The following is a 25,519-nucleotide window of genomic DNA, read 5'->3' as shown; positions in this document are numbered from 1 at the left end:
CTTGAAACGATTTCAATTCAATCTGGAACCCGTTTTAAATCTCCGTAAGAAAAAAGAAGATGAGAAACTTAAAAGTTTCTCCCTCGTCGCGGGAGAAATCAATCAGATCCGCAATTCCATTCGAGAGAACGAAAGACAAATAGAATTTCTAACCGGAGATTCTCTCCACGGAGCTTCTTTAAGAGATTACCAACTTCATCAGGGTTATATCCGTTCTCTCATCACCCAAAACGAAAACTTGGAATCCGATATCGAAGATAAAAAGCCGGAACTCGACGCAAAAAGAGCCGAGTTGATTCTGGCTCAAAAAGATCGTAAGATTTTGGAAATCCTCAAAGAGAACCAATACAAGGCTTACAAAAAATTATACTTCAAAAGAGAAAAGTTCGAACTCGAAGAACATTACAATCAGCTTAAATCCATCCAATGGAGAAAAAATTATGAATCCTCTGAAACTGAACCTGCTCCGAGAATCTTTACGTACGATACGAGCTCAAGAACCGAATCCGACGACTCGGGAGCTTCAGAAATCAAAAAACTCTACGACAGATACAAAAAGTGAATCCCTGTTTCAGAAAATCCTAAACGTCACTGCCGTAAATTCCCCGCAAACGACGGATTCTATCCTCAGTCTTCAAAAGAAAATCTCCGATTTTCAAAAGAAAGCGGAACTATTGGAAAATAAGATCAACGGAAATCGAATCGATCTAAAGGTTTAGTATGGCATCTTTAAGCGATAAGGCAAGAGCCACATATCTCGTTCTTCTCATCCTATTCTTGTTGGGAATTGGCTTTTTTGTTTTTGATTATTTCCAAATCATCAACGCTGCGGAACTTCTCCCCTTTCTTCGCAAAGAGCCCGCCCTCGTAAACCAAGATAACGAATCTCCGACGGAACTCCAAAAATTGGAATTCGCCAAAGCTCAGGAAAGATTTGCGGAAGAATTAGACGAGTTGGAAAATAGAAAGGCGGAACTTCTGGCCGAAAAAGGAAAGCTCGAAGCGGAAATGGAAAAGCTTGAGGAGATGCGTCAGGGCCTCATCACGAAAGAAAAAGAAATGAAATCGGCCGACTCGGAAAAGAATAGTCGTCAAAAACTCGTAAAGGTTCTCGCGGACAAAGTAGGAAATATGCCCCCTGAATCCGCGGTCGGTATGCTCACAAACTGGCCTGATGGAGACATCATCGACGTTTTTATTCAGATGGACAAAGACGCGGAAGACGACGGAAGACCGACGATTACTACTTATCTCTTAACTCTTTTTCCCGCGGATAGGCGCGCAATGATTACAAATAAATGGCTCGGTAGGTCGAGTGGAATCAAAACCCCCGGCATCCCCGACGACGCTATAGAGGCCAATCCATAACTCCGGAGAAATCATGAATTTCGCAATCAGATCACTTTTTATCATCTTCGTTTTTTTACTGTTATTCGAATCCCCCGTCCTAGCAAAAAAGAACGCTACCAAAAAAATCAGCGGCTATGAACTTGTTTCCAATCCTTCCGCCGCTTTCGGAAAAACAATCCAAATTTCCGGAACGGTTTCGGAGATCTTGTATAAAGGAAATTCGATTCGTTTTTTGGTCTACTTTTCCGGTAAGCCGGTTGCTTTGGATTCGGATTCAACTTCCTTAATCTCCAATATCCAAGTAGGAAGTTACGTTTCCGTTTGCGGTTTCTATCTCAAAGATCGGGAATTGAAATCAAACGGAGTTCTTACCTCGATGCCTTTTATTTTGGTCGATTCTCCAGATTGCAGATAAACGTTACTTGGTTTCATGTGCGGTATTAACCGCCAATTCAATCTAATCTAGAGGAACTCCCGCATTTTTTTTTAGATACTTGCCGGATCATTTTTCTTAAGGTTTTGAGTCGGGTTCTTACTAATTTCCACACAAAGGAGTGCCGTCAATTTTAGCATAAATTTCCATTTAAAGGCGGAATCCTGGGCACTCTATTATGTAGAAATCAGTAATAAGTCTTTCTCTTTTTTACTCCGAGATTACGTTAGTTACCATTAAATAAACTATCTCAAAGAAAAATACAATTCCAACCGAATATGTAAAAAATCTTGCATTTATTATGACTCTTTTTAGCGTGCAATCTATATTTGGAGGAATACTGGTGAAAGTCCAGTGCTGGCCCGCAACCGTAATGTTTGAATTCTTCGATTGTGTAAGAATTCTCTAAGTCGGATACTCCTCTTTTAAGAAACACTCTCGTGGATATGGTGTGTTTTTGCTTTCAATTCATTTCTTTTGAATCGCTTCATGAGAACAATTTGTTGGATTCGTCCAACTTGAGTGATTGCGTTTTGCATCGGGCCATCCTCTAAGTAATATTATGTTTTTAGAGGCAACTGTCTTATGGAAAAATTTAGGCAATTGATTGGTCGTCGTTCTTATCCGATTGATGTGCTTCGATGTTTTTTCCACTTTCTCTTAAGCGTTCTGTCTTTAGGAAATTTTCTTTTTCCTATTGAAGTCATCGCTCAGGAATCCGATAAGAAAAAACCGGAGAAACAAACGATCCATAGAGAAAATAAGGACAATCCGGAAGATGGGAATGGATCTGACGGTATATTAGTAAAAGGTTATCGAAAAAGAGGCCTGACGGGTATGAAGCAAAATGTCCGTTTAAAAGACATTCCGGCTACCGTTAATATAATCGACGCCCATGAGATAAAGGCCCGCTCTGCAGACCAATGGCTCTCTGTTATATCTTACACTCCAGGCATCTTCGCAATCCAGAATTACGGCGGATTTAATACGCTCACTATCCGAGGATTAGATTCACGTAACGCTCTTTTGCTCAGAGACGGAGTTAGGGACGATACTTTTCTCATTCAAAACAGTTCCCCTATGAGCAACTTTGCAAACGTCGAAAGAATTGAAATTCTGAAAGGACCCAATTCCGTTTTATACGGCCAAGGGGCGATGGCAGGTGTGATTAATATCATCAGTAAAAAGCCCCAAAAAAAAGCAAGCTACGAGTTTTCTCTTACAGAGGGAAGTTTTGGTACACATAGAACTTCCGTCGGGGCTACCGGACCAATCGGTACCGAATCCGTCCGATATAGAATAGATGCGGCAACTTCTCAGTACAAAGGTTTTAGGCAAAATTCTTATATTTTAAATAACGTATTTTCCACTTTAGAATGGGACATTTCGCAAAAACATACCTTGTCAATTTCTTCCGGAAAAACCTTCGACTTTACAAAACCGGATGCGGGTCTCCCGAAATCAAAGGATCCTAAGATCAACTTGGTGGAGCCAGGAATTTCCTTGAACAATAACTATAATACAAACGACGATTACCTTAAGAACAATAGTGGAAATTTCAAAATCCAGCTAGATAGCAAGTTTTCTAATATTCTTTCCATGAGGTCCTTTATATCCTATTTACCACAAACTTACTATTATTTTGCAGCAGAAGATTTGACTCACTCTTCCATCGATAAAAATACGATAGAACGCGACCACCTTCATTTTGAAACCAGGAGATCTCCTTTACAAGGAACCGTGGAACTAAATTGGACTTTTCAAACCGGGTTTAAACATAAGTTGCTATCGGGTTATGAATACCACTGGATGATCAGTCGTCATAGACAGAGATACTTTCCAAAAGGCACGACCTCTGTTAATCTTCAATATCCTAAGATCGATCCAGTTCAACCTCTACCGGAGAATTTTACCAACCGAAAAACTTTATACCAGCAAATACATTCCTTATATTTTCAAGACTTGATGGAATTTTCAGAAGCCATAAAGTTCCTTCTGGGCGGTCGATATGATAGTTGGCTTAGAGAAAGTAGAACAGAAAAATTATTCGACCTAAACGATAACTATGTTTCAAAATCCGGTTCCCCTTCCGACAGAACTCGATCCGATGCTAAGGTTTTTACTTACCGAGTCGGATTGATTTATCAGCCCCTCCATTATTATACCGCGTACATAGGTTATTCCACCGCGTTTGTTCCGGTGACGTTTATCAATACGAGCGGCAAACAACTAAAACCAGAAAAGGGAGAACAGATTGAGATTGGTCAAAGAATTGAATTTGCAAAAGGGAGAGTCCAACTGACGACAGCGCTCTTTACGGCAAGAAAGTACGACGTTGCCGTTTTAGTAAATTCTCGCCCTCCTCTCTACGACCAAGCGGGAGAACTACGAACCAACGGTTATGAGTTCAATATAGATTTTCACCTAACCAAAGAATGGAGTTTCAAATCCGGTTATGCGCATACAATTGCGGAGTGGGAATTTTTTCGCCTTACAGATTCAAATGGTAATGAAATGGATTATAAGGGAAATCGACCGATCAATGTTCCCAGAAATACAGCGAATTTTTGGACTACTTATACGTTCTCTTCCGGTCTTGGATTTGGATTAGGAGGACGTTATGTAGATTCAATAGCTGCGAATAACGCGAACTCTTTTTTTGTCCCGCCTTACGGATTGTACGATGCGTCCGTTTATTATAAATACAGTTACTATTATTTTCAGATTAACTGCACCAACGTATCGAATAAGAGATATTTTGTATCGTCTATCCCAAATCCGACCCCGGGGCCTCCAAGACAATTTTTGTTTACGGTCAGTGCTAAATTCTAAGTTATCTGCAATTGAACACGCTCTCCGATCGGAAAGTCTTCCCAAAACGAATAGAAATTCCACAGAGACGTATAAAAGCCTTTCAAAGTATTGGAAATGCGGGAATTTCTTTGATTTTTCGTATTATTTCTATACGTCTCCGTAGTGCGTAATCAAACGAAAAAAAGTTCCCAACTTGAAAACTCTCACGATACAACGAAACATATCTTTGTCATAGAAAACGTAAAACACGTTTACAGTTCGTCATACGGGAACAAAGTCAATTTTCGCCTACGATTGCAATTCGATCCGACTCTAAAATACGAACTCCGGTCGGTTCCTTTTCCGCGATACGGATCATTGCTTTAGCGACAGTCCTTCCATGAATCGATCTATATTTTCGAATTCCTCCAAAAGATATTTTCCGATCAGGCCCGTCGCACCTGCGACTAACGCTAATTTCCGAACCATAACTACCTCTTCTCCTACAAAATGCGAAAAGAATGCGTTTCTTCCTTTTTTATGAAAGATTTTTTTTTAAAATCAATTTCTCTTCCCGGAAAGAATTGATCTCGAACCCGGAAGTTTCTATCTTGAACTTTGTGAACATACTCCTATTGATCAAAAAAGCGCTTCATACATTGGATAGAAAGTCCATGCCGGATTCCGTTTTGGAAGTTCTCAAAAAAGAAGAAAGAAGCGGAATCATTATCACAAATTACTTTCGTTATCTAATCGCCTTATTTTTTCTGGTTCAGATCATCGTCAACGTCAACAATGGAAACCACAAATTCAACCTCATCGCATTTTTGATCTATCTTTCTTTAACCTTCGTGCATACGATCGTCATCCGAGTCTCTCCCCTTTCCGTCGTAAGCGTTTTCAATTATATAACTTTGTTTACCGAATACCTTCTCATACTCGGAGTTTTGCTTTTTTATACCTTCACGACAAAGAATGTGGATTTAGGTTTCGCTCTGAAGAATCCGATTAATCTTTTCTTTCTATTTCCAATTATATATTCCCTTTTGCAGTTTAAAATCCGTTTCGTTTTTATTGGGCTATTTCTCTTTTATTTGATCTATTATTCGATTTTATGGGTTGCGGTTTCTCAAGGTCAGCTCATGTACACAAAGGATTGGGGGAGTTATGTCAGCGGTCCGAACATTTTGATCGAAGATATAGTCGCGGGCAAACCGGGTTTGTATTTTTGTTTCGCGATGATGATTTCCATGGGAATTTTCCGGACAATCTCGATGGTAAAAAGAATCGGAATCGTAGAAGGTCAAAAGACCGAACTTTCCAGATACTTTTCGCCTAAGATTGTAAACGAAATGGTGGAAAATCCGGAAACTTTTCAAAACGGAAATCGACAAATTGTAAGTATCCTTTTTTTAGACATTCGCAACTTTACCTCGATGTCCGAAAACATGGATCCGAAAGAACTCGGCGAGCTTCTATCGGAATTTCGGAAAATAATGACGGAATGCGTCTTTGAAAACAACGGAACCTTGGACAAATATATCGGCGATGCCGTGATGGCGACATTCGGCACACCTAATCCTTCTCCTTCGGCGGAAGTAGACGCAAGAAATGCGGTCGGCTGCGGAGTCATTATGCAGAAACGTCTCGCCGAATGGAACTTACTTCGAAAATCGAAAGGAAAAACTCCGATCTCTATCGGTATAGGAATTCATACGGGAGAAGTTTTTGCAGGAAACGTAGGAAGCGATCTTCACAGAGAATATTCGGTCATCGGCGACGCAGTCAACACCGCTTCCCGCATCGAGTCCCTCTGTAAAGTTTTAAAAAAACCTTTTCTCATTTCGAAAGAAACCATGGAGTTGTTAGGTGGAAAATATACTCTCAACCGTATGCCCCGTGTCAAAGTCAAAGGAAAAGAAGAACCACTTCAAATCTACGAAGTTGTTTGGGGATGAGTTGCGCCCCATAGGAAGCAACTCAGCTAAAGCGAAGCGACAGCTCTCAAGCCTTAGCTTGAGAAATGCGCCCAGGAAACTCAATAAAACAACTCCCTATGCGTCGTGTTTTAGGAAGCAACTCAGCTAAAGCGAAGCGACAGCTCTCAAGCCTTAGCTTGAGAAATGCGCCCAGGAAACTCAATAAAACAACTCCCTATGCGTCGTGTTTTAGGAAGCAACTCAGCTAAAGCGAAGCGACAGCTCTCAAGCCTTAGCTTGAGAAATGCGCCCAAAAATAGTAGTTCCCATATTTTTTGGAGCTTACTTTTTGCCGATCTTTTCCAATTCCTTACCGATTTGTCCGGTGAGAATGTAAAAATACATCACCCAATCGCCCATAAACGATTTAAGCGGGTATGTGAAAGTCGCGGGACGGTTTTTCTCAACGAAAAAATGACCGATCCAAGCAAAGAAGTAGCCGGAAAACAATCCAGCAAGAATATAAAACGGATCGAAATTGGCGATAGCCGCCAAAATCCAGCCAATTGCAAAGGAAGTGCCAATAAAATGAAGAGCGCGGTTAATCGGATGAGAATGTTCTCCCAAATAAAACGGCCAGAATTCCTTGAAAGTAGTATAAGTTTTTGGAGTAGCTTCGGTTGCCATAATTGCCAATCCTCTTTTTTCTCCGATTGTACCGACTACGGTCTTAAAAATCAAGTCATTTGAGCTAAAACAAATCGAGCTGATTTTCTTCCAAAACTAACTCTACATACAGTTTCTTTAATTTACTGCAGAATTCATTTACGATCGCGAGAATCCCTAAGTTCCACCTTTGTAATTCGTATATCCAATCCCACCTTGAACGGGTGCACTTCCGTTTGTCCAAGGCTGCGATCCGGAAGAACAAAGTTGTGTAGATGGGGACCGTTTTCCAATTGGACTGAAGTCCGGTCCAAATTCCGAATAGTATCCGGCCCGGTAAACCGGAAGGAATATGGGAATTGCAATACGCGTCCGCGCCGGAAATGCCCGCGAAGTTTCCGTTGTGAATAAGAGGTGAAACTGAAGAACTGTCCGTATAAGACGAACACGTAAAGTCCTCCGGAAGGAACCGCGGTCAAATTTCTAGAGTGTAAATCGACTAAATTCAAAATTGAATTTTTCAAGGAAGAGATTCCGAACAAATTCGAATTTTCCCCTTCTCCGCATCCTCCAAAAAATGCAGTCACAAATACAAAAGAACAGGAATATATTTTTTTAATATGTATTTCAACATTCAAGTCTCCTTAAGAAAAAGAAATAAGGGAAGAAATATTTTTTGCGGACGTTTTGCAAATAGACGATTTTGCGTTTGATTCAAGCAGGTTCGTACTGTAGTAACTTGAGTTAGACGTAAACTTCATTTCTAAAGATCCTTGCATTTTGCGAACTTACATACAAAGGATCAATACTTTGTTTGGTTATAACCGCTCAATTACTCACACCTTTGCAAATTCAGAAATTGAGTTAAGCTACGATTGGCAAAAAAGTCAAAATAGAATGGTCGAAAAGGTTTGTCAGAAAACGGGTTATCGCGACGAAAGTATTGTAAAAAGCGCAAAATCAAATATAGGGCAGTCTATGAAAACTTTCTTCTAGGATCGAAGGTGTAAAAAGAAAACTTTTTTAAATCGAAGTATTTGCAGATCGACGAAACAGTTCTTCCAGTGTTAAACGAAGTCGATAAACTCTATGCAATCCGGTTTTCAGCGGACAACTTTATTTAACGTGAGTTCGATATAACAAAATGCGAAAGCGATTATATGTTTCGACCCGTAGAGAAAAACATTGAGTTAAATTCCGAAGGAATTGGAGCATTATGTTGCGATCGTAGGCAGCAACATTGAGTTAAAGCGCGGTCGCGAGCTATTTTATCTATGAAATCCGCAGGCGATTCGCCCAGATTTTCTTACGCCGAACTCACGTTATTTAATAAATCTGTACAAGCAATTTTTAACGAGGACAAACGATTGGTAACTATATCCCAAATAATATCATCATCTATAGAAAAATAACCGTGAGCAAGAATATCTCTTACTCCAGCTATTTTCTTCCACTCGATTTCAGGATGTAAACCGCGTAAGCTTTCTGGAAGTTTTTTTACTGCTTCACCGATAATTTCTATATCGCGCTCAACAGCTCTTTTTTTCTCAATATTACTAATAAGTGCAGATTTTGAGTTTATTTCAGCGGTAAATTTTTCGATCTCATTAATGCTATCAATTATATCCTGTATATATGCACCGAAATCACGCTGCATATATTACTTCTTCTAAAATTCGGCTCTTAAGATAAGGCTTAATACTTGATTTAGTAACTAAATCTACCTTACACTGAAATAAGTTTTCTAAATAGAACTTTAAATCCATATATGAATCTAAATTAAGCTGACCGTCACGATAGTTTACAAGAATATCTAAATCACTATTTTGAGTATTCTCATCTCTGGCAACCGATCCGAATAAACCAATTGAATCTATCCCAAAAGATTGGATGATTCCAATATTTTTCCGAATATTCTCTAAAACTTGTTCGCGATTCATAGTATTAATAAATTTGCTAATCCGACTTTCATTTGTCGAGTGAATTTTGTCACAGAATTAAGGCCTTTGCGGGACTGTCGCCTAACGAAAGAGTCTCCTCGACGTTGCGGCCGCGAACGCCTGAGCGTGAAGCGGTTGGCACGAGGTTCGAGCGACCTTAGTCGCGGCTCGCGAACCGAAGTGACAAAGCAATGTGGCTTTAGCCCGGAGTGAGAGTTTGCGGAGCAAATCTCGAACGAAGCGAGGAGATGAAGTTAGCCGACGTTGCCCGGCAGAATATTTACTACCGGGCGAGGCAGGGATGCCGCGGACCGGGTAAAAGTGCGCAGCCCTACAATCATTCATCCGGAAACACTTCGCCCTGCGCAAGTCTAAGACGATCACTGTCTGCCATCAGTTCGTGATCGGTAACGATTTCTCCGGTAAGCTTATCAATGTTGACTGCGATGCCACCCGGCATGTAACCGAGATTCTGCAATGTGGGCGATTGTGCCGAAAAGATCCACACCCGGGGGGAATCTAGAAGGCCGTAAAGAACAACCTCGCCAAGCATAACGGGGATTCCCATTTCGATTGTTGCTAAGTCGCGCTTACGCATAATTTCTTTATATGCGATAGGCAAGGCTTGCGCAGTGGCAATTTTTGGATGACGATATTCTTCGGCGATGACCTTCACAAATCCACGGGCAGTCGTAATTGCCTTCGCAAGCAATGCGGCACTCTGATATGGAATGGATAGGCCCAACCAGACGCCGGTCGTGTCCTGCGGTCGCGCAGCTAGTAGCGAAGCCAAATATTCGTCCGCGATTAGATTCGGTGCGGGGAATTTTGTTATGTAGATATCAAACAATTAGCTGGTCCTCTCTGCTTGAACATGGGTGAACATGCCACAAAATGCGCGCCATGGAGGGCGCGCATGATTACAAAAGCTCTGCCGGCGCAATGTTCGTCTAACTCTAACTCGCCGTACGTTGACTAAAAACCGCCTAACCGAATGGCGTATAAACGCCCAAAATAGCCGAATCTACGAAGGTCGTCAAGTCCGGTTCTTCTTCGATGACCGTTCGAATTTCCACAACGCGATCCACAACCGAGCGACCATAGGAGCGAGGTTGAGTTCGTCGCGATTGGCTCTTAGCGAAGCTAAGAAATAGAGATCCATAGGCAAACGTTGTGTTGAGTTCCCGCCGATTTATGGTAGAGAAGTGGAAGAAAAAATACGAATACCTCTAAAAACTTTCGTTTCGATATTCGGATAGGCGCAAAACGCTGTTATAAATAAAGCATTTTATAATATAGATTTTCAAAAAAATGCGGGTTTTTAGAGATCCACTTTTAAATCGAATTTCTCGTTACCGAAATATTCTCTACTTACCTCGGCAATCGTCGTCACTTTACTTTCTGTATCCATCACGATTTCGCGTTTCAATAGTGCACTGAACCTTCGCAATTGGACGGCTGGATTCTGCTCTCAGCCGTTTTAACTTTTGGTTTTGTCCATTTTCCTTTTTTTCAGTCGAAAAAAGCCAACGCATTTCAGGCAAAAACAGGATTAAAATCTTTCCGATTGTATCGATTACGGCACGGAAACTCACGGAATTCCAATCAAATTTAGCACTCTCCCCATTAAAGTGCTTGACCCTTTTGGGGCCATTTTTTTTAATGAAAAACTAAATAAGCACTCTCACAAATATAGTGCTAATCTTATAATTTTAAGGAGTTAGTCTATGGCATCGATTAAACCTCTGGGTGACAGAGTCCTCGTAGAACCAAGACAGGAAGCCGAGGAAAAGATCGGTAGCATTTTTGTTCCTGATACGGCAAAAGAGAAACCACAAGAAGGAAAAGTTGTCGAAATAGGCAGCGGTAAATATGAAGACGGGAAACTCGTTCCTCTCGAAGTAAAAGTAGGCGATACCGTCCTTTACGGAAAATATTCCGGAACTGAAATCAAATCGGAAGGCAAAGAATATCTCATCATCCGTGAAAGCGATATTCTGGCCGTCGTTAAAAAATAATCAGGAGTAAATCATGGCTAAAGATATTGAATACAACGAAACAGCAAGACGTAAGCTCCTAGAAGGGGTGAACAAACTCGCGAACGCGGTAAAAGTTACTCTCGGCCCCAAAGGTCGTAACGTAGTAATCGATAAAAAATTCGGAGCGCCAACCATCACAAAAGACGGTGTGACCGTTGCGAAAGAAATCGAACTTGAAGACCCTCTCGAAAATATGGGCGCACAAATGGTAAAAGAAGTTTCCACAAAGACAAACGACGTCGCAGGCGACGGAACCACCACTGCAACCATTCTCGCTCAATCCATTATCAACGAGGGTCTGAAAAACGTAACCGCAGGCGCAAACCCGATGTCTCTTAAAAGAGGGATCGACAAAGCGGTAACAGCAGCCGTGGAAAGCATACGAAAAAGAGCGGTTAAGATCGAAAACAAAAAAGACATCGCAAACGTCGCCAGTATCTCCGCTAACAACGATGATACGATCGGAACTCTGATTGCAGACGCAATGGATAAAGTCGGTAAAGACGGAGTGATCACGGTCGAAGAGGCGAAGTCCATCGAAACCACTCTCGACGTGGTAGAAGGAATGCAGTTCGATAGAGGCTACATTTCTCCGTACATGGTTACCGACGCGGAATCTATGGTCGCTACTTTAAGCGATCCTTATATTCTGATCTACGACAAAAAGATCGCTTCCATGAAAGATCTCATCCATATTCTCGAAAAGGTAGCTCAAGCGGGCAAACCTCTCGTGATCATTTCCGAAGAAGTGGAAGGAGAAGCACTGGCTACCATCGTTGTCAACACTCTCAGAAAAACCATCTCCTGTGTTGCGGTAAAAGCTCCGGGCTTCGGAGACAGAAGAAAAGCGATGCTCGAAGATATCGCTATTTTGACAGGTGGACAAGTCATTTCCGAAGATCTTGGTATGAAACTCGAAAATACCACCCTTCAAATGCTCGGCCGTGCGAACAAAGTGACCGTAGATAAAGAGAACACTACGATCATCGAAGGAAAAGGTCAAACGAAGGAAATCCAAGGAAGGATCGGTCAGATCAAAAAACAAATCGAGGATACTACTTCCGAATATGACAAAGAAAAACTCCAAGAAAGACTCGCAAAACTCGCGGGTGGAGTTGCGGTCATTCACGTCGGAGCGGCTACCGAAGTGGAAATGAAAGAGAAAAAAGCCCGTGTGGAAGACGCTCTTTCCGCGACTCGTGCGGCCGTGGAAGAAGGGATCGTTCCCGGCGGCGGTTTGACTCTTCTCAAAGCTCAAGAAGCCGTTGCCGCTCTGAAACTGGAAGGCGACGAGGCGACCGGAGCGAAAATTATTTTCCGTTCTTTGGAAGAACCGATTCGCATGATCACAAACAACGCCGGTCTGGAAGGATCCGTGATCGTGGAACACGCAAAGGCTAAAAAAGGAAACGAAGGTTTTAACGCTCTGTCCATGGTTTGGGAAGATCTAGTTGCTGCGGGTGTCGTAGACCCTGCGAAAGTGGTTCGCTCCGCTCTGCAAAACGCGGCTTCCATCGGTTCCATGATCTTAACTACCGAAGTTACGATCACCGATAAGCCGGAAAAAGACGCTCCAAACCCAATGGCGGGAATGGGCGGAGGCGGTATGGGAGGAATGGGCGGAATGATGTAATTCATCCACACCCATTTTTACCAAATCGCGAAAGGCGGTCGAGTTTACTCTTCCGCCTTTTTTAGTATAAAATTTTATATATTAAGAATATTCAGGAACTCTTATGAAGAAATTCCTCTCCCTCCTCCTTTTTACGGTGCCGTTTCTGGAAATCTTATCCGAAACGAAACAAATAATCACCGTTTCCGGAAACGGAACCGCAATCGTGGAAACCGACTACGTGCAAATGAATTTCTCCGTGGAAGTGGAAGACCCGGACCCAAAAGTGGCCCAGGAAAAAAATCTGGAAAGAACGTCTAACGTAATTCAGGCACTCTCTAAAAAATTCAAAATCTCGAATAAAGACATTTACAGCACCGATTACACTCTGCAAAGACAATATCTACAAGAGGGAAAACAAAGACCTTATCTCGCCTCTTCCGGAATTCTTCTCAAACTTAGAGACCTAAAACTCTATAAGGATTTACTGTTAGAAATTCAAAAACTCGGAGTCAACCAAGTAAGCGGAATCGACTTTAAGACGGAGTCTACCAAAACTCAGGAAAAGGAAGCCCTTGCAGCGGCGTATGAGGATGCGAAAAACAAAGCGCTCGTGCTTGCGAAGTCGATCGGAAAAACAAATGTAACTGCACTTAAAATAGTCGAATCCGATTCTATGATCAATCCTCAGGTCGTTTATTTTAAGAAAGGAAAGGATGACTCCTCCCCCATTTCCGTCGGCGAAAGAACAATCCAAGCAAGAGCCAGTGTGGAATTCGAAGTTCAGTAAAACGGAAAAATAGTTTTAAAAGCGAGTCCGTTGTTTCCAGGAAAGCTCTAAACGGCAAATCTCTCGACAAAACTTTAAAAAAACGAATAGGCAACTTCAGTGAAGAGTTCGATTCTACGGAATTCTTTTGAAGCGGCCAGGTATTCCACTTTACATCGGCACATATAAAGATGGTTGGAAGCTGAATCCGATTGTAGATCAGAAGTATTCCGATTTTCAAAGGTTTCGGCGGGAAATGTCAGTCAGAGGGGTTGTGGAAAATTCTCCCGAGTGGATATCTAGATTGCAGGCGATTCAAAGCCTCCATTCCATGTTGATAGTTAACGCGAGTTCGGTATAACAAAATGCGAAAGCGATTATATGTTTCGACCCGTAGGGAGAAACATTGAGTTAAATTCCGAAGGAATTGGAGCATTATGTTGCGATCGTAGGCAGCAACATTGAGTTAAAGCGCGGTCGCGAGCCATTTTATCTATGAAATTCGCGAGCGTGCGACGACGACCCGCAGAGCGACCTAAACACCGACCCATAGGAAGGTGTTTGCTGAGTTCAGGAAAGCTCTGCGCCTGAGTTCAGGGAGTCGTTGCACTTTAGTTTCTTATTCGCCCAAACTTTCTTACGACCCTGCTCACGTTAAACTATTTCGAAAATTAGAATGTTGGAATCTTCCTCTAAAAAGTCGAAATTTCCCGATTTGACTTAATTTTTGAGAACCGTTGTACTTTTGCAAAACCGACCGCTTATTTTCGAGTATCATTTTCATGCGTCCGAGTAGTAAAGGAACGGAATCTAAAAAAGTTGAACTTTAGAAAATACCTTTGATTGAAAGAGTCAACCGTATCCAATTTGATACAAAACGAAAATCCGAACGAGAAAACATATTTATTTATTGGAATATAGATCCGATCGGGGGCTTTAGACCTCATCGTAAGTTTGTGGAAGAATTGTATTTTCTAAAACCGAGCATCGTAGAATAGAACGGAGTTTGATCAAACATACGAACTTCTTTTGAATGATCGGCAAATTTCATTCTAAGAAAAATTCTTCTTGATTTCTTTCGTAGATTGAATTTAGCTTCCCAGTCATGAGTAAAGAAAAGTTTGAAACCTCAAAACGAGAAGGCGTTCACAAAGAATTCGAATCTTATACGGGCAATTGGAAAGGCGTCAACCAGATGATGTTCAAAGAGGGAGAAGTCACCGACGAATCTCCGATAGCGGGAACCATTAAACTCATATTAGGCGGAAGATTTCTTCTTCACGAATACAAGGGAAGTTACGGAAAAGAACCTTTCGAAGGAATCGCGATCTACGGATATCATATCGACAAACAAAGATACGAGTCCGCTTGGGTCGAAAGTTTCGGAATGGGAACCGGAATTTTATTCTCCGAAGGAAGCCCCGGCGCGAAAGAATGGTCGTTCACAGGACACTACGGCGGAGAAACTCCGGAAACCAGTTGGGGTTGGAAAACTAGTTTGGAAAAAGACGGCGATGACAAACTGATCATCTTCTCCCAAAACCTCAGACCGAACGGAGAAAAGGCGGGAGGAGTTCGAATCCTATACGAACGCATTTCGTAAAGAATCCTTCCCTTTTCATCTAGACAAGGGAAGATTGAATTCTTCCCCAAAACCTATCGATCCAGTTTCCCCTCAGTCAAACACGTAAAACGCATCAAGAAAACACCGCAAAAATCGAAGACAACGAAAGGTTTCAGATCTTCGCCAACTCACAACTTACGCGAGTTCACGAAGCGCACAAACAGTTTTGAACGATGAATATCTCAAGTCTTATCGGACTGGTTCGCCTACACGTAAATCTCTTAGCTTCAAAACCTGTGCGGAAATCCGTTGTCTCATAGCGGTTCATGTTCATCAGGACGAAACCAAAATGATTCCTACGAGGAAAAAATTCGGAAGGGAAAACGAACGCTTCCACACCGATCCGCTTCCTACTAAGATCAAGTCATGCGGCTCGTAAAAATCCTTTGACTTTCTCAGGTGTAAAAAGAAACCTACGGATGATGAAAGAAAAGGGATATTTCCTTTCCATCGGGGCCGGATCCAATCAAGTCCCCTTGATCTCCGCTGCGATCGGACTCGGTTACTCGGTGATCGCCGTGGACCGAAACAACCATGCGCCTGGTTTGAGAATGTCCTCTCTCAGGATTATGGAATCCGTCACCGAATATCGTAAAATTCTCAAAACGGTTTCCGAAATCCCTCTTCAGGGAAAAATTCTCGGAGTCGGGACTCGCTCTTACGGAAAAGCGACTTACACCGCTTCCTACATAGCCGACAAATTAAAACTACGTTATGCTAGTCTTGAAAGTGTGGAGATCTGTTCGGATAAAAATCTGCTCAAAGAAACCGCAAAGAAGATAGGAATTTTAACTCCGGAAAATTATGATATAAGTACCTTAAAAAATCAATTCCCCTTCGTATACAAACCTTCTCAGGGAAGCGGCAAGGCAGGAATCAGAACCTTTCACGATTCGAAAGAATGGGAATCCTTTCTTAAATCCAAGAAAAAAAACTCTCCTTCAAGGGTATCCAAAAAGAAGGCGAATGTGGATAAGGAAGAATGGATCGCAGAAGAATACATTCCGGGTTTTGAAATCACAGTCTGCGGACTGATTCAAAACGGAAAGTTTTTTCCGGCGTCCATCTCTCATAAGGATGTGACGAAGTACGCGCCTTATTTAGAAATCGCTCATACTCTTCCTTTCTTACGCTGCGAATTGATCGGAGAAATTCTTCTCAACTGCAGGGCTTTGGCCGCAGCGACTAAGATGAACGACTGCCCATTCGTCGCCGAATTCAGAATCAATCCGCAAGGAGAAATCTATCTGATCGAAGCGGTCCCGGAAGTCGGAGGAGAATTTTTAGCAGACACTCTGATTCCGAATTACTTCGGTTCTTCTTATTTCGAAAATTTAGTGAAACTTTTAACGGGAGAAAAAATCGAACCGTTTTTGAACTATTCGAAAATTCCTAAAAAATATGCGGGAATCTTTTTCTCCGCGCCTCCCGAAGGAAAGTCCAAACTTGTCGAACATTCCGAATTCGTTATAAAAGGAAAAGAAAAAATCATATTCGATCGCAAGTTGAAACAACATGGAGAAATTTTAAGAACGTCGGAAGGAAACGCAGTAAGAACTCGAAGTATCGGGATCTTAGGCCCCGATCAAAACGATCAGACTTTGGAAAATTGGAAACAATCCGTTCTACAAAGACTGGAAGGTAAATTTGAATCCGTCTGAACCTTCTTCCAGATCCGCCTGGAACCTACATTATACAAGAACCAAATCCAGGTTAGGCTATCCCGATGAAAATCTGGTCAGAATGCTTTCGAAAATCGGAGCCGGTTATTCCGATAAACAAACGGAACGGAAAGCCTTGGATTTCGGGACGGGTTCCGGAAGACACTGCGTTTTATTAAACGAATTCGGTTATCAAGTTTATGCGATGGACTATACGGAAAATTCCGTAAAAACAATTCAAGAAACGTATCCTTTCGTCAAAGCTTCGTTAGGCGGCAATCCTCCGTTCCCTTTCGAAGAGAATTTTTTCGACGTGATCGTAAGTTGGGGGGTATTACACTACAATTCCGTAAAATCTACTCAAGAAATTCTAAAGGAAAAAATCAGAATTCTCAAAAAAGGAGGATATCTAGCTGGGTCGGTACGAGCAGTCGGGGACACCCATCTTCAGGCGCAGGGAACTGTGATCGGAGCCGCAGACTTAAAAGGGGCTTACTCCCGTTTTTATACATTAGAAGAATTGAAAGAAGATTTAAAGGATTTTTCCCATACCGATTTCGGTTATACAGAAAGAACTCCTTTGGGAAAATTGGAAGAAAGGATCTGTCATTGGATTTTTCTGGCAAAACTCTAAGCGAAACCTGTCCTTGCTGTCAAAATAAAGACTGGAAATTCTTATATTACTCCACATTTAAAAATTATAATATTCCAATTTATCTATGTAGCGGCTGCGGTCTTCAAACTCAGTATCCAAGACCAAAACCTTCCGAACTTTACACGGAAAAATACTACTCCGGGAATGCGGACTTTTCCTATCGAGACGAAAGACAAACCGAAAAATTCGATCGATACGTTTGGAAAGCCCGCATTAAAAACATCCAAAAATTTAAACCGAAAGGAAAATTTTTAGATATCGGTTGTTCCTTCGGAGGTTTTCTGAATTGCGCAAAAGAAGCCGACTTCGAAGTCGCCGGTGTGGAAATCTCTTCCTACTCCGCCGAAGCCGCAAAATCCAGGGGATTCAAAGTATATCAGGGAGAATTTCTAGACGCGGATCTTCCCGAAAATTTTTTCGACGTGGTCACTCTCGTAGAGGTGATCGAACATCTTTCACAACCGGATCGCGTTTTTCAAAAGCTTCGTCGAATTCTTAAACCGGGAGGATTGCTACTTTTACAAACCGCAAATTTCGAAGGTATGCAAGCGATCGATGCGGGGGCAAGCTACCACTATTATCTTCCGGGACATTTTTATTATTATTCGGAATCGAATCTGAAAAAAATTCTTGATCGTTCGGGTTTTAGAGATCACATCATTTATCTCGGAGTTGATTTTTCACTTCTCGCAAAATTACTCAAGTCAAGAGGAAGTTTCCGCTCTTGGAAAGATTATTGGAAATGGATTCGAATCAGTGTCTACCACTGGAAAAGTAAACTCAAAAATCAAGGCAGGCCTTTGACTTCGTCCATGGTTCTGTATAGCTTCAAGGCGGAATGAACAATGTTACATCTATTTAAACCGGGTTGGTTGGCCGATTCCGATAAGATTCCCAAAAAAGGTTTTCTAAAAATTTTCGTTCTATTCATCCGGATCATCGTAGGTTCCGCATATCGCTTTATCAAAGACGATTGTCTCATGCAAGCCTCCGGAATTTCCTATACGACAATCGTATCTTTGATTCCGATGCTCACGGTTGCGTTATCTTTGATCACGATCACTTCCGGTTTGGAAAATCGAAAAGAGGAAATTTTCGACACGATCAACACCTTCATTCTACAAAGTAACATCAACGTGGATATCAACACGTATCTCGAAACGATCGGAGAACTGATCGATACTGCGACTCAGATCGGAGCCATCGGATTTGTGATTTTGGTATTCTCGGCTACCGCAGTTTTACGTTCTCTGGAAAATGCGTTCAACGGAATTTGGAAGATTCGCTCCAACAGATCCCTCTTTCAGAAATTCGTGTTTTATTTTTTCGTCTTGGCGATAGGTCCTCTTCTTTTCGTGATCGGAGAAGGAATCGCTAAAAAGACCATCGATTTTTTCAGACCTTCCCACTACTTTTCCATGGAAAAAGATCCTTCCGGTAAAATCTGGGTGAGCGGAGAAAACGGAACCTTCTTTCGAATGGATTCCAACCTCAAAAAGGAATATTCGATCCGGGAAGACGAAATCGATTTTGAAAACATGAAATGTTTAGACAACTTAGGCGGAGGATTGGACTTCTGCAAAAAGCCGGATATAGGAGATTCCGATTTTATTCGTATTAAAATCAGCGAAGGAATTATCTATGCCCTTTCCACAAAAGGGATTCTCTTAATCAAACCTATCGAATCCTCCGTCTGGACCCTGACCTCGTTTGAAGGAGTCGAACTCAAGGACATAGAAGTCGTCAATAAAAATAACATTTTCATTATATTCAAAAATGGAGAAGTTCTACACTATATTCCCGAAGGAATTTCCTTCAAGCCGATCTTCAAAGATAGGTTGAAGATGAACGCTTCCAAGGTCTATTTTCCAGACGCATTAAAAGGTTACATCGCGGACGAATCCGGGACCGTATGGACGAGCAACGATGGAGGATTTAATTTTTATCCGAATCGACTGACTCATTTGGCGTTCCATGACATCCATCAAACTACAAACGGGGATATCTTTTTGACGGGAGAAAGAGGAGTTTTGTATCGTTCCCAAGACGGAGGGAATAGCTGGATCGAACTGCGCCACAAACGATATAACTTCATCCGTATCTGGTCCTTTACGGGACCCGATATAACGGAATTATTTCTTATGGATAGCCTGGGGAATATACTCATTTCCACGGATTTAGGAGATCACTGGAATCCATTTTATACCCCGATGAACGGTAAGTTATGGGCCAATCTTCTTTTGGAAAGAAAAGAAAACGGAAAGATCAAAATGCTCAACGTAGGCGAATATCGCACCATCAGTATTACAGAATCCAAAGATCAGAAATTTGTGACCACTCTAATCGCCGGAGGAGACAGCGTTTTTACGATCTATTCTTTCCTGAGAATTTTATTTCCGCTCTCTGGAATTTGGCTCTTTTTTCTAAGTCTTTATTCTTTGATTCCGAATACGAAGGTTCCCCTAAAAGCTTCCTCCGCAGGAGCGGCGGTTACGGGTATCATCTTTCTTGTCTTTCTTTGGGGATTTCATGTGTATCTTTCTTCGTTCAGCGAGACCACAATGATTATCTACAAAGCTTTAGCGGCGATTCCGATTTTTCTTTTGGGAGTATATTCACTTTCTTTAATTGTTCTGTTCGGTGCGGAAATCACCGCGTCTCTTCAATTCAGAGAAAGATACCTCGCTCCTCTTCACTCTCCGGATGAAATTCATACCTCACCGAGCAACGAGTTTCGAAAATTGATTTTGATTTTAAAGTCCGCATATCGGATTCAAAGAGAAAAAAAGATACCCTCTTCTTCTATCGAACTTTCCCAGGTTTCACGTTTGAAAGAAGAGGAGATTCCAGTATTGACCAAAAAACTCTGCGAATTGGAATTTTTATCGGAGACGAGGAAAAACGAATTTGTTCCGATCATTGCACCGGGAGATTTGAGTATCGGAGACGTTTATCGAAAAATCCCCGAACCTCTTTTAACGGGAGATAAGGAACTGAAATTATTTCCCGGAAACATCCATTCCAAAATCGAAAAAACGGAAGAAAAACTGCAGAACGATTTGGACGGAATCAAGTTTGGAGATTTAATCGACTAACAAAGATTTTTCGTATTGAAGAATAGAACTTAGTACAGAATCAAGTTCGCTTTTGCCGATTCCTATAAAATAGAGTACCGTTAATTTGAGCACAAATCCCACGTTTAGACGCAGAATTTTAGACACTCTATTATGTAGAGATGAGTAAAAGTAAAAACGATTCCGGCATTTTCCGAACAAAACTTCAAAACAACTTTTCACGGAATGCGTTTCATTTTAAGCCTTACGATCGGTCCCGGCGTTGACCGGAGGAAGTTTGGAAGAGAAAGACTGATAGATCTGTTCCGCAAGACCCAAGGAAGAATTCGCCGAAAGATTTTTGGAATATTCGTCGTAGAGCATGTCTTCAAAGATCTCTTCCGCGTGACCTCCGTCGATGAGACCCGATTTTTCCACGGTCTTTTTCATTTCGGTAAGCATCATCTTAACAAAGACCGATTCGAATTCAACAGAAGCGGAATAGAGTTTTTTGCGATACGGATCGGCCGCAGTTTCTTCCTTGATGTTATGCGGCATGCGAATTTCAGAAGAGCTGATTTTGCCAGAAAGTTTTTCATTAAATTCTTCCCGAAGCAATTCCGGAAAGGAAACATTCCGTTTTTCTTTATTAGAATTTTCGATATGAATCAGACTTCTGACTTCGGGTTTTTCGACCAGATTTAATTTATTTGTGTAATCTTGAATGGAATCGATTCTCATTGTATCTCCAACTCCGCGTGTAACGCGCCCGATTTTTTCAAAGCTTCTAAGATTGCAATGATGTCCCTGGTAGAGGCTCCAACCTTGTTCAAGGCTTCGACCACGTCACCTACGCTCGTGGATTCCTCGATCAAAAAAGAGTTTTTAACGGGTTCTTGTTCTTTTCCAAACCAGTTGCGTCTCCGGTTTTTATCCGTGACGGAAAGATTCAAACCGGAACGGGAAACCGCAACCTCTTCGATCGTAATGTTACCGCCCATTACGATAACTCCGGTTCTTTCGTTGATGATCACCTTCGGCCTGACCTGGGTTTCGACGGTAAGATTTTCAATGTCGCTTAATAAAGTTAAGAAAGCGTCGGACTTATTTTCAAAAGTTTTTCCAAGAACGATATTGATCTCGGAAGGAGAAACGGGAACAACCGATTCCGGTCCGATTCCGTGTTTTCCGGGAAGAATGGAACGAATCCGAGAGACGATCGTGTTTAAAGCCGTAAAATCCTGATTTTCAAGTTGAATCTGAATTCTTTCGGAAGCGTAAAAATTCTGATCCAACTCCTGCTCGACGATCGCTCCTCCATGAATGATTCCGACCGTCTTTTTATTTCCCCTCGCGCCGCTCCCTCTTTCCTGTTCCTGTCTTCCGCCGAAAGAGATCACGCCCGAAGCCACCGCGAATGTTTTATCCCCGGCGGTTTTCAAAGGAGATTGCAGGAGAACTCCTCCTTCTAAGGACTTAGCGTCTCCGATGGAAGATACGATTACGTTCAACTTATCCCCTTTGCGAGAATAAGTCGGTATCGTAGCGGTGATCAAAACGGATGCGATGTTTCGAGTTTGATCCGGTTTGAGATTGGCTTCCACTCCGAGGTTTTTCAAATAATTTTTCATACTTTCGGAAGTAAAAGGAGTTTTGCTATCTCCGGTTCCAGGGAGACCGACTACGATTCCGTATCCCGTGATCTGATTTTCTCGAATTCCTTCGATTCTTGCGATGTCTTTCAGCTTAAGCTCTGCCGCGTTTAGAGAAAAAAGGGACACAAAAAGAAGGACTCCGCCCGCTGAAAGCATGCAAAAAATAGAATATTTGAATTTCATTGTGATTCTCCCAAAAGTCGGTTCAGTTGGTTCAGAATCAGTCTTTGTTTTTCTTCTTCCGAAAGTTCGGCTTTGGTTGTTACGGAACCGTCCGGATTTGTGACAGTTTTTAAAGCGATCGGAGGAATTACTTCTTGGCGTTTGATTTTTCCGTTAAAGTTCACCTGAAGATCGGCGATCTTATCCGCATCGATGGAGGAATCCTTTTCCACAAATTCCGGAGAAACCGTTCCCGATAAAAAAAGGCTATTTTCCTCCCCGTTGATCACATTCATTTTTTGTCCCCGGATGCTCAAAAGTCCCGTGTTCGGATCCACTGCGGTCACGAGAACCGTCAAGTTCCCTTTTATTTTCCCCACAGACTTGATCTTCCCCTTATTTTTTCGAGTAATCGTACGATCGCTGTTATACGATGGCATATCGGGAATGATCTTTTTATCGGGCATAACTTTCAAGGTCAGAGTTTCGTCCGCATTGGATTCGAGCTCGAACTCCGCCTGTAGACCGTTTTTGATTTTAACGTAGAGAGGAGATCCGACCTTGATGTTCTGGCGCATGGAATACGGATTTTTATCCGCCCAAAGGGAGGATTCTTGTGCTTTCAAACTGGATTGGTTTCCCGCGAAAACGCAGAATAGAAGAAGAACGCCTGTTCCCCAAAAACTCAATCTTGAACTTTTTGATAAGATCCTGTCCCACAGACCCGAATATAAACCTGCGAGAATCGAATCGAACCTCATTCCGCGACCACCGTATTCTTATCCACGACTTTCGCCCTCAACTGCCCCTCTCTGGAATGAGCCATAACCTGAACTTCTTCCCCGATATTTCCGGAACTCAGAGCTTTTACTTTTGCTTTGAGGACGAGACTCCCTTTGTGATAGATCATTAGAATTTCTCCTCCTCTTTGAACGTCCTGAATCTTACGAACGTGTTTTTTACGGAAGATCTCACCTTCGCTCATGTCTTTTAAAAGAGTAGAACCCAGTAACTCGCTTCCGGGGGAGTCCAAAATTTCCTCAGAAACCAAGGTCTCTTCTTCTTTGAAATCTTCTTTTACGATTTTGATCCCTTTGTTCAAAGGACGACTCGCCTTTAATACTTTTATCTTTTGTTCCACCTGAAAACGAATCCTCAAGGTATGAACTTTTTGATTTTGAAAAAATATTTCCAGAGAGGCCATAAGTTGTCCCGGATGCAAACGGGAAGAAAGATTCGCCCAACGAAGTAGGACACCTTCCGAGGGAACCTTGATATCTCCGGATAAAAACGTAAGTTTGAACTCCCCGTTCGGATGTTTCTTTTTGATCTCGTCGGTAAGCGATTCCTCGATTTCTTCTGGTTTCAAGGTATGATTCAAAGGAAGAATCAAAGTTTCCTTTCCTACCACGATCGGATTCAAATCTCCGTAAATCTTCAAAATGTCTTTGGATCCGACAAACACGGGGCGCTTTAAATCCTGGATGAGAACACGGTCTTCGAATCCGTCCGGAATCCGAGCGACGGAAGATAAACGAACTTCTTCCCCTTCCACGACCACCCTACCTTTGAGATAAATCCCGGACCCCCAAAGTGAATCGGCGCCCAAGGCAAGAAGAATGAGAATCCGCGCAAACTTCATAAGAAATTTATAAAATTCTTATCTCTTGAGAGAAATGGCAGTGGATAGCATATTGTCCGAGGTCTGAATAGCCTTCGAATTGGACTCGTAAGCTCTTTGAGCGACGATCATATTCACCATTTCTTCCACGATCTTTACGTTACTCATTTCCAAAAATCCCTGAAGTACGTTTCCGAATCCTTCCATACCCGGAGTTCCCGGAATTTCGGGTCCGGACGCCACCGTTTCTTGAAATAAGTTTTTTCCGATCGCTTGAAGACCCGCCGGGTTTACGAAACGATACAATTCCACCTGACCGATCACGATCGGACGGATATCCGCTCCGACTTTTACGGTGACTTCCCCCTGTTCGGAAATCATCAGTGTGTTCAAGATCGCTCCTTCGGGAAGAATAAGCGGCGGTTCGAGAAGATATCCGTTAGACGTCACTACTTGTTGGTTTGAATCTATCTTAAAAGATCCGTCTCTGGAGAAAGCAAAACTCCCATCCGGCATCTGGATTTTAAAAAACCCCATCTCTCCGGTAATCGCCATATCCAATTTATTTCCGGTCGCTTGAAAAGAACCGATCTCAAAAAGTTTTTGCGAAGCCGCCGCCCTCACCCCATGACCCACATTGACTCCCGTAGGAATCTCACTTACGGAAGTGGCCGGAGTTCCGGCTAAAACCTGGTGTTGGTAAACCAAATCCTCGAAGTCGGCGCGATTTTTTTGAATCCTGTTGTATTCACGTTTGCTAAATTGTTCGAAATCGTATCGATATGGAACTGCTGGGCAATCATTCCCGTGGCAGCCGTCCAGAGTGAGCGCATCATATTCCGGTAACCCTCTTCTTCCTTTAAGTTTTCGGTCGATTTCGGAAATTGATGAAGCCCAAAGCCCCCTATTTTCAAGAAAAAGATGTTTTGTGGTAATTTGATTCGAGCTAACTTCAGTTCGATTGGAAGGATTTTTTACGGACAAGCTGTTTTTATAGGAGTTCCCACATTCTAAAACTTAGGTCTTGAGGAAAATTCAGATTTTGACTTTTTCGGGATCGACCGATAGGGAACGAAAGTTTCGAATTTTTAGAGTAATTTTATGTCAACTTTTTATGGGACGAACTTCGTTTAGAGTTCCTCACATTTTAGCGGGAATTCTAAACTTACTTAACGTGAGCAGAGTTGTAAGAAAATAAGAAAAAATTTTCTAAAAGTAGGGGTTCCTACTTTTAGAATTTGTTCGTAAAATCGCGATTTGTTCTAGTTCCCATATTTTAAGAATCAATTTACAAAGTTCAAATTCCCACAGAAAAATGAATCGTGCCGAACTCACGTTACTTAAAATTTCGAAAGACCACACAACGATTTGAGTTCGTACCTTTTTCGTTATTCGAAACGTTCCAGCAATTGGAAAGTTTCGTGAACTTTTGGTCATTGATAAAAGTTGTTTCCCATTCCAAACCAGAACCGGAAGCGGCCCGGATCACGTACTCGTCCAAATTGAAAACAGCGGAACCCTTTTTGATATCACCCACTTCCATGACACAAACCCCGTTCGACTTGAG

The 25,519-nt window shown here is 42.1% G+C and carries 23 protein-coding genes and 3 pseudogenes (1 of these 26 running past the window's edge); 14 read left to right on the top strand and 12 right to left on the bottom strand.

Features of this window, described 5'->3' with window-relative positions; genetic code table 11:
- The first annotated feature begins 1 nt into the window (after window position 1).
- From fliJ to LEP1GSC062_RS11465, 4 genes are all read left to right on the top strand, one after another.
- A complete protein-coding gene (fliJ, locus tag LEP1GSC062_RS11480) occupies window positions 2-562 on the top strand; it encodes a flagellar export protein FliJ (protein ID WP_010577896.1) in 561 nt (186 codons plus the stop codon).
- A gap of 158 nt (window positions 563-720) precedes the next feature.
- Window positions 721-1,368: a periplasmic-type flagellar collar protein FlbB gene (locus LEP1GSC062_RS11475; protein ID WP_010577895.1), complete on the top strand. Its 648-nt coding sequence runs from the start codon at window positions 721-723 to the stop codon at window positions 1,366-1,368.
- Window positions 1,369-1,381: 13 nt separating this feature from the next.
- A complete protein-coding gene (locus tag LEP1GSC062_RS11470) occupies window positions 1,382-1,765 on the top strand; it encodes a transporter (RefSeq protein ID WP_010577894.1) in 384 nt (127 codons plus the stop codon).
- A 603-nt stretch (window positions 1,766-2,368) separates the two neighbouring features.
- Complete coding sequence (locus tag LEP1GSC062_RS11465) at window positions 2,369-4,615, top strand: TonB-dependent receptor (RefSeq protein ID WP_020984321.1); 2,247 nt, start codon at window positions 2,369-2,371, stop codon at window positions 4,613-4,615.
- Window positions 4,616-4,874: 259 nt separating this feature from the next.
- On the opposite strand, the pseudogene LEP1GSC062_RS24770 reads toward LEP1GSC062_RS11465, so the two are convergent.
- A pseudogene (locus LEP1GSC062_RS24770) lies at window positions 4,875-5,006 on the bottom strand (oxidoreductase); the annotation flags it as partial.
- 244 nt (window positions 5,007-5,250) lie between these two features.
- On the opposite strand from LEP1GSC062_RS24770, the gene LEP1GSC062_RS11460 reads away from it, so the two are divergent.
- Window positions 5,251-6,534 carry an adenylate/guanylate cyclase domain-containing protein gene (locus tag LEP1GSC062_RS11460; RefSeq protein WP_176082379.1) on the top strand — a complete coding sequence of 428 codons (1,284 nt, stop codon included), beginning with the start codon at window positions 5,251-5,253 and terminating at the stop codon, window positions 6,532-6,534.
- 303 nt (window positions 6,535-6,837) lie between these two features.
- Here LEP1GSC062_RS11460 and LEP1GSC062_RS11455 read toward each other — a convergent pair whose 3' ends face one another.
- From LEP1GSC062_RS11455 to LEP1GSC062_RS11435, 5 genes and pseudogenes are all read right to left on the bottom strand, one after another.
- Window positions 6,838-7,182 carry an Mpo1-like protein gene (locus LEP1GSC062_RS11455; protein ID WP_039941897.1) on the bottom strand — a complete coding sequence of 115 codons (345 nt, stop codon included), beginning with the start codon at window positions 7,180-7,182 and terminating at the stop codon, window positions 6,838-6,840.
- 159 nt (window positions 7,183-7,341) lie between these two features.
- Window positions 7,342-7,799, bottom strand: a pseudogene (locus tag LEP1GSC062_RS11450) (hypothetical protein); the annotation flags it as partial.
- 668 nt (window positions 7,800-8,467) lie between these two features.
- Window positions 8,468-8,818: a HepT-like ribonuclease domain-containing protein gene (locus LEP1GSC062_RS11445; RefSeq protein WP_010577887.1), complete on the bottom strand. Its 351-nt coding sequence runs from the start codon at window positions 8,816-8,818 to the stop codon at window positions 8,468-8,470.
- The gene (locus tag LEP1GSC062_RS11440; protein WP_010577886.1) at window positions 8,808-9,101 is read right to left on the bottom strand and encodes a nucleotidyltransferase family protein; all 294 of its coding nucleotides are present in this window, start codon (window positions 9,099-9,101) and stop codon (window positions 8,808-8,810) included. Before LEP1GSC062_RS11440 ends, LEP1GSC062_RS11445 begins: the two co-directional genes overlap by 11 nt.
- Window positions 9,102-9,438: 337 nt before the next feature.
- Window positions 9,439-9,951, bottom strand: coding sequence for a hypothetical protein (locus LEP1GSC062_RS11435; protein ID WP_010577885.1), 513 nt, complete (start codon window positions 9,949-9,951; stop codon window positions 9,439-9,441).
- A gap of 877 nt (window positions 9,952-10,828) precedes the next feature.
- On the opposite strand from LEP1GSC062_RS11435, the gene groES reads away from it, so the two are divergent.
- The 9 genes from groES (at window position 10,829) to LEP1GSC062_RS11380 (ending at window position 20,556) form a co-directional block, all read left to right on the top strand.
- On the top strand, window positions 10,829-11,119 hold the full coding sequence (gene groES / locus LEP1GSC062_RS11425; RefSeq protein WP_002619721.1) for a co-chaperone GroES: 291 nt from the start codon (window positions 10,829-10,831) through the stop codon (window positions 11,117-11,119).
- 13 nt (window positions 11,120-11,132) lie between these two features.
- Entirely contained in the window at window positions 11,133-12,773 is a 1,641-nt protein-coding gene (gene groL, locus LEP1GSC062_RS11420; RefSeq protein WP_010577883.1) for a chaperonin GroEL, read from the top strand.
- Window positions 12,774-12,876: 103 nt separating this feature from the next.
- The gene (locus LEP1GSC062_RS11415) at window positions 12,877-13,542 is read left to right on the top strand and encodes an SIMPL domain-containing protein (RefSeq protein WP_010577882.1); all 666 of its coding nucleotides are present in this window, start codon (window positions 12,877-12,879) and stop codon (window positions 13,540-13,542) included.
- Window positions 13,543-13,669: 127 nt separating this feature from the next.
- Window positions 13,670-13,882: a hypothetical protein gene (locus LEP1GSC062_RS21755; protein ID WP_020984298.1), complete on the top strand. Its 213-nt coding sequence runs from the start codon at window positions 13,670-13,672 to the stop codon at window positions 13,880-13,882.
- Window positions 13,883-14,626: 744 nt separating this feature from the next.
- Complete coding sequence (locus tag LEP1GSC062_RS11405) at window positions 14,627-15,124, top strand: DUF1579 family protein (protein ID WP_010577881.1); 498 nt, start codon at window positions 14,627-14,629, stop codon at window positions 15,122-15,124.
- A 443-nt stretch (window positions 15,125-15,567) separates the two neighbouring features.
- The gene (locus LEP1GSC062_RS11395) at window positions 15,568-16,806 is read left to right on the top strand and encodes an ATP-grasp domain-containing protein (RefSeq protein ID WP_039941896.1); all 1,239 of its coding nucleotides are present in this window, start codon (window positions 15,568-15,570) and stop codon (window positions 16,804-16,806) included.
- On the top strand, window positions 16,793-17,440 hold the full coding sequence (locus LEP1GSC062_RS11390; RefSeq protein ID WP_010577879.1) for a class I SAM-dependent methyltransferase: 648 nt from the start codon (window positions 16,793-16,795) through the stop codon (window positions 17,438-17,440). Before LEP1GSC062_RS11395 ends, LEP1GSC062_RS11390 begins: the two co-directional genes overlap by 14 nt.
- Window positions 17,416-18,303 (top strand): class I SAM-dependent methyltransferase, encoded by an 888-nt coding sequence (locus tag LEP1GSC062_RS11385; RefSeq protein WP_010577878.1) that lies wholly within the window; start codon window positions 17,416-17,418, stop codon window positions 18,301-18,303. The genes LEP1GSC062_RS11390 and LEP1GSC062_RS11385 overlap by 25 nt, the downstream gene beginning before the upstream one ends.
- 3 nt (window positions 18,304-18,306) lie before the next feature.
- Window positions 18,307-20,556, top strand: a complete 2,250-nt coding sequence (locus LEP1GSC062_RS11380) for a YhjD/YihY/BrkB family envelope integrity protein (protein ID WP_010577877.1) — start codon at window positions 18,307-18,309, stop codon at window positions 20,554-20,556.
- A 216-nt stretch (window positions 20,557-20,772) separates the two neighbouring features.
- Here the strand turns inward: LEP1GSC062_RS11380 and LEP1GSC062_RS11375 are convergent, their stop codons facing one another.
- From LEP1GSC062_RS11375 to LEP1GSC062_RS11350, 6 genes and pseudogenes are all read right to left on the bottom strand, one after another.
- Window positions 20,773-21,255 carry a rod-binding protein gene (locus LEP1GSC062_RS11375; protein ID WP_010577875.1) on the bottom strand — a complete coding sequence of 161 codons (483 nt, stop codon included), beginning with the start codon at window positions 21,253-21,255 and terminating at the stop codon, window positions 20,773-20,775.
- Window positions 21,252-22,352 (bottom strand): flagellar basal body P-ring protein FlgI, encoded by a 1,101-nt coding sequence (locus LEP1GSC062_RS11370; RefSeq protein ID WP_020984308.1) that lies wholly within the window; start codon window positions 22,350-22,352, stop codon window positions 21,252-21,254. Before LEP1GSC062_RS11370 ends, LEP1GSC062_RS11375 begins: the two co-directional genes overlap by 4 nt.
- On the bottom strand, window positions 22,349-23,092 hold the full coding sequence (locus LEP1GSC062_RS11365) for a flagellar basal body L-ring protein FlgH (RefSeq protein WP_010577874.1): 744 nt from the start codon (window positions 23,090-23,092) through the stop codon (window positions 22,349-22,351). The genes LEP1GSC062_RS11370 and LEP1GSC062_RS11365 overlap by 4 nt, the downstream gene beginning before the upstream one ends.
- A complete protein-coding gene (gene flgA, locus LEP1GSC062_RS11360; protein ID WP_010577873.1) occupies window positions 23,089-23,973 on the bottom strand; it encodes a flagellar basal body P-ring formation chaperone FlgA in 885 nt (294 codons plus the stop codon). Before flgA ends, LEP1GSC062_RS11365 begins: the two co-directional genes overlap by 4 nt.
- 18 nt (window positions 23,974-23,991) lie before the next feature.
- Window positions 23,992-24,785, bottom strand: a pseudogene (gene flgG, locus LEP1GSC062_RS11355) (flagellar basal-body rod protein FlgG).
- 503 nt (window positions 24,786-25,288) lie between these two features.
- Window positions 25,289-25,519: the 3' portion of a DNA methyltransferase gene (locus LEP1GSC062_RS11350; protein WP_039941882.1), read on the bottom strand. Its footprint extends 921 nt past the window's final position; the window shows 231 of its 1,152 coding nt (coding positions 922-1,152); its start codon lies beyond the right edge, outside the window — the gene reads right to left on this strand; its stop codon occupies window positions 25,289-25,291.

The sequence above is a fragment of the Leptospira alexanderi serovar Manhao 3 str. L 60 genome, from assembly GCF_000243815.2.
Lineage (GTDB): Bacteria > Spirochaetota > Leptospiria > Leptospirales > Leptospiraceae > Leptospira > Leptospira alexanderi.
Note: the sequence above shows the minus strand (reverse complement) of the source record. Positions and strands in the feature narration are given on the sequence as shown.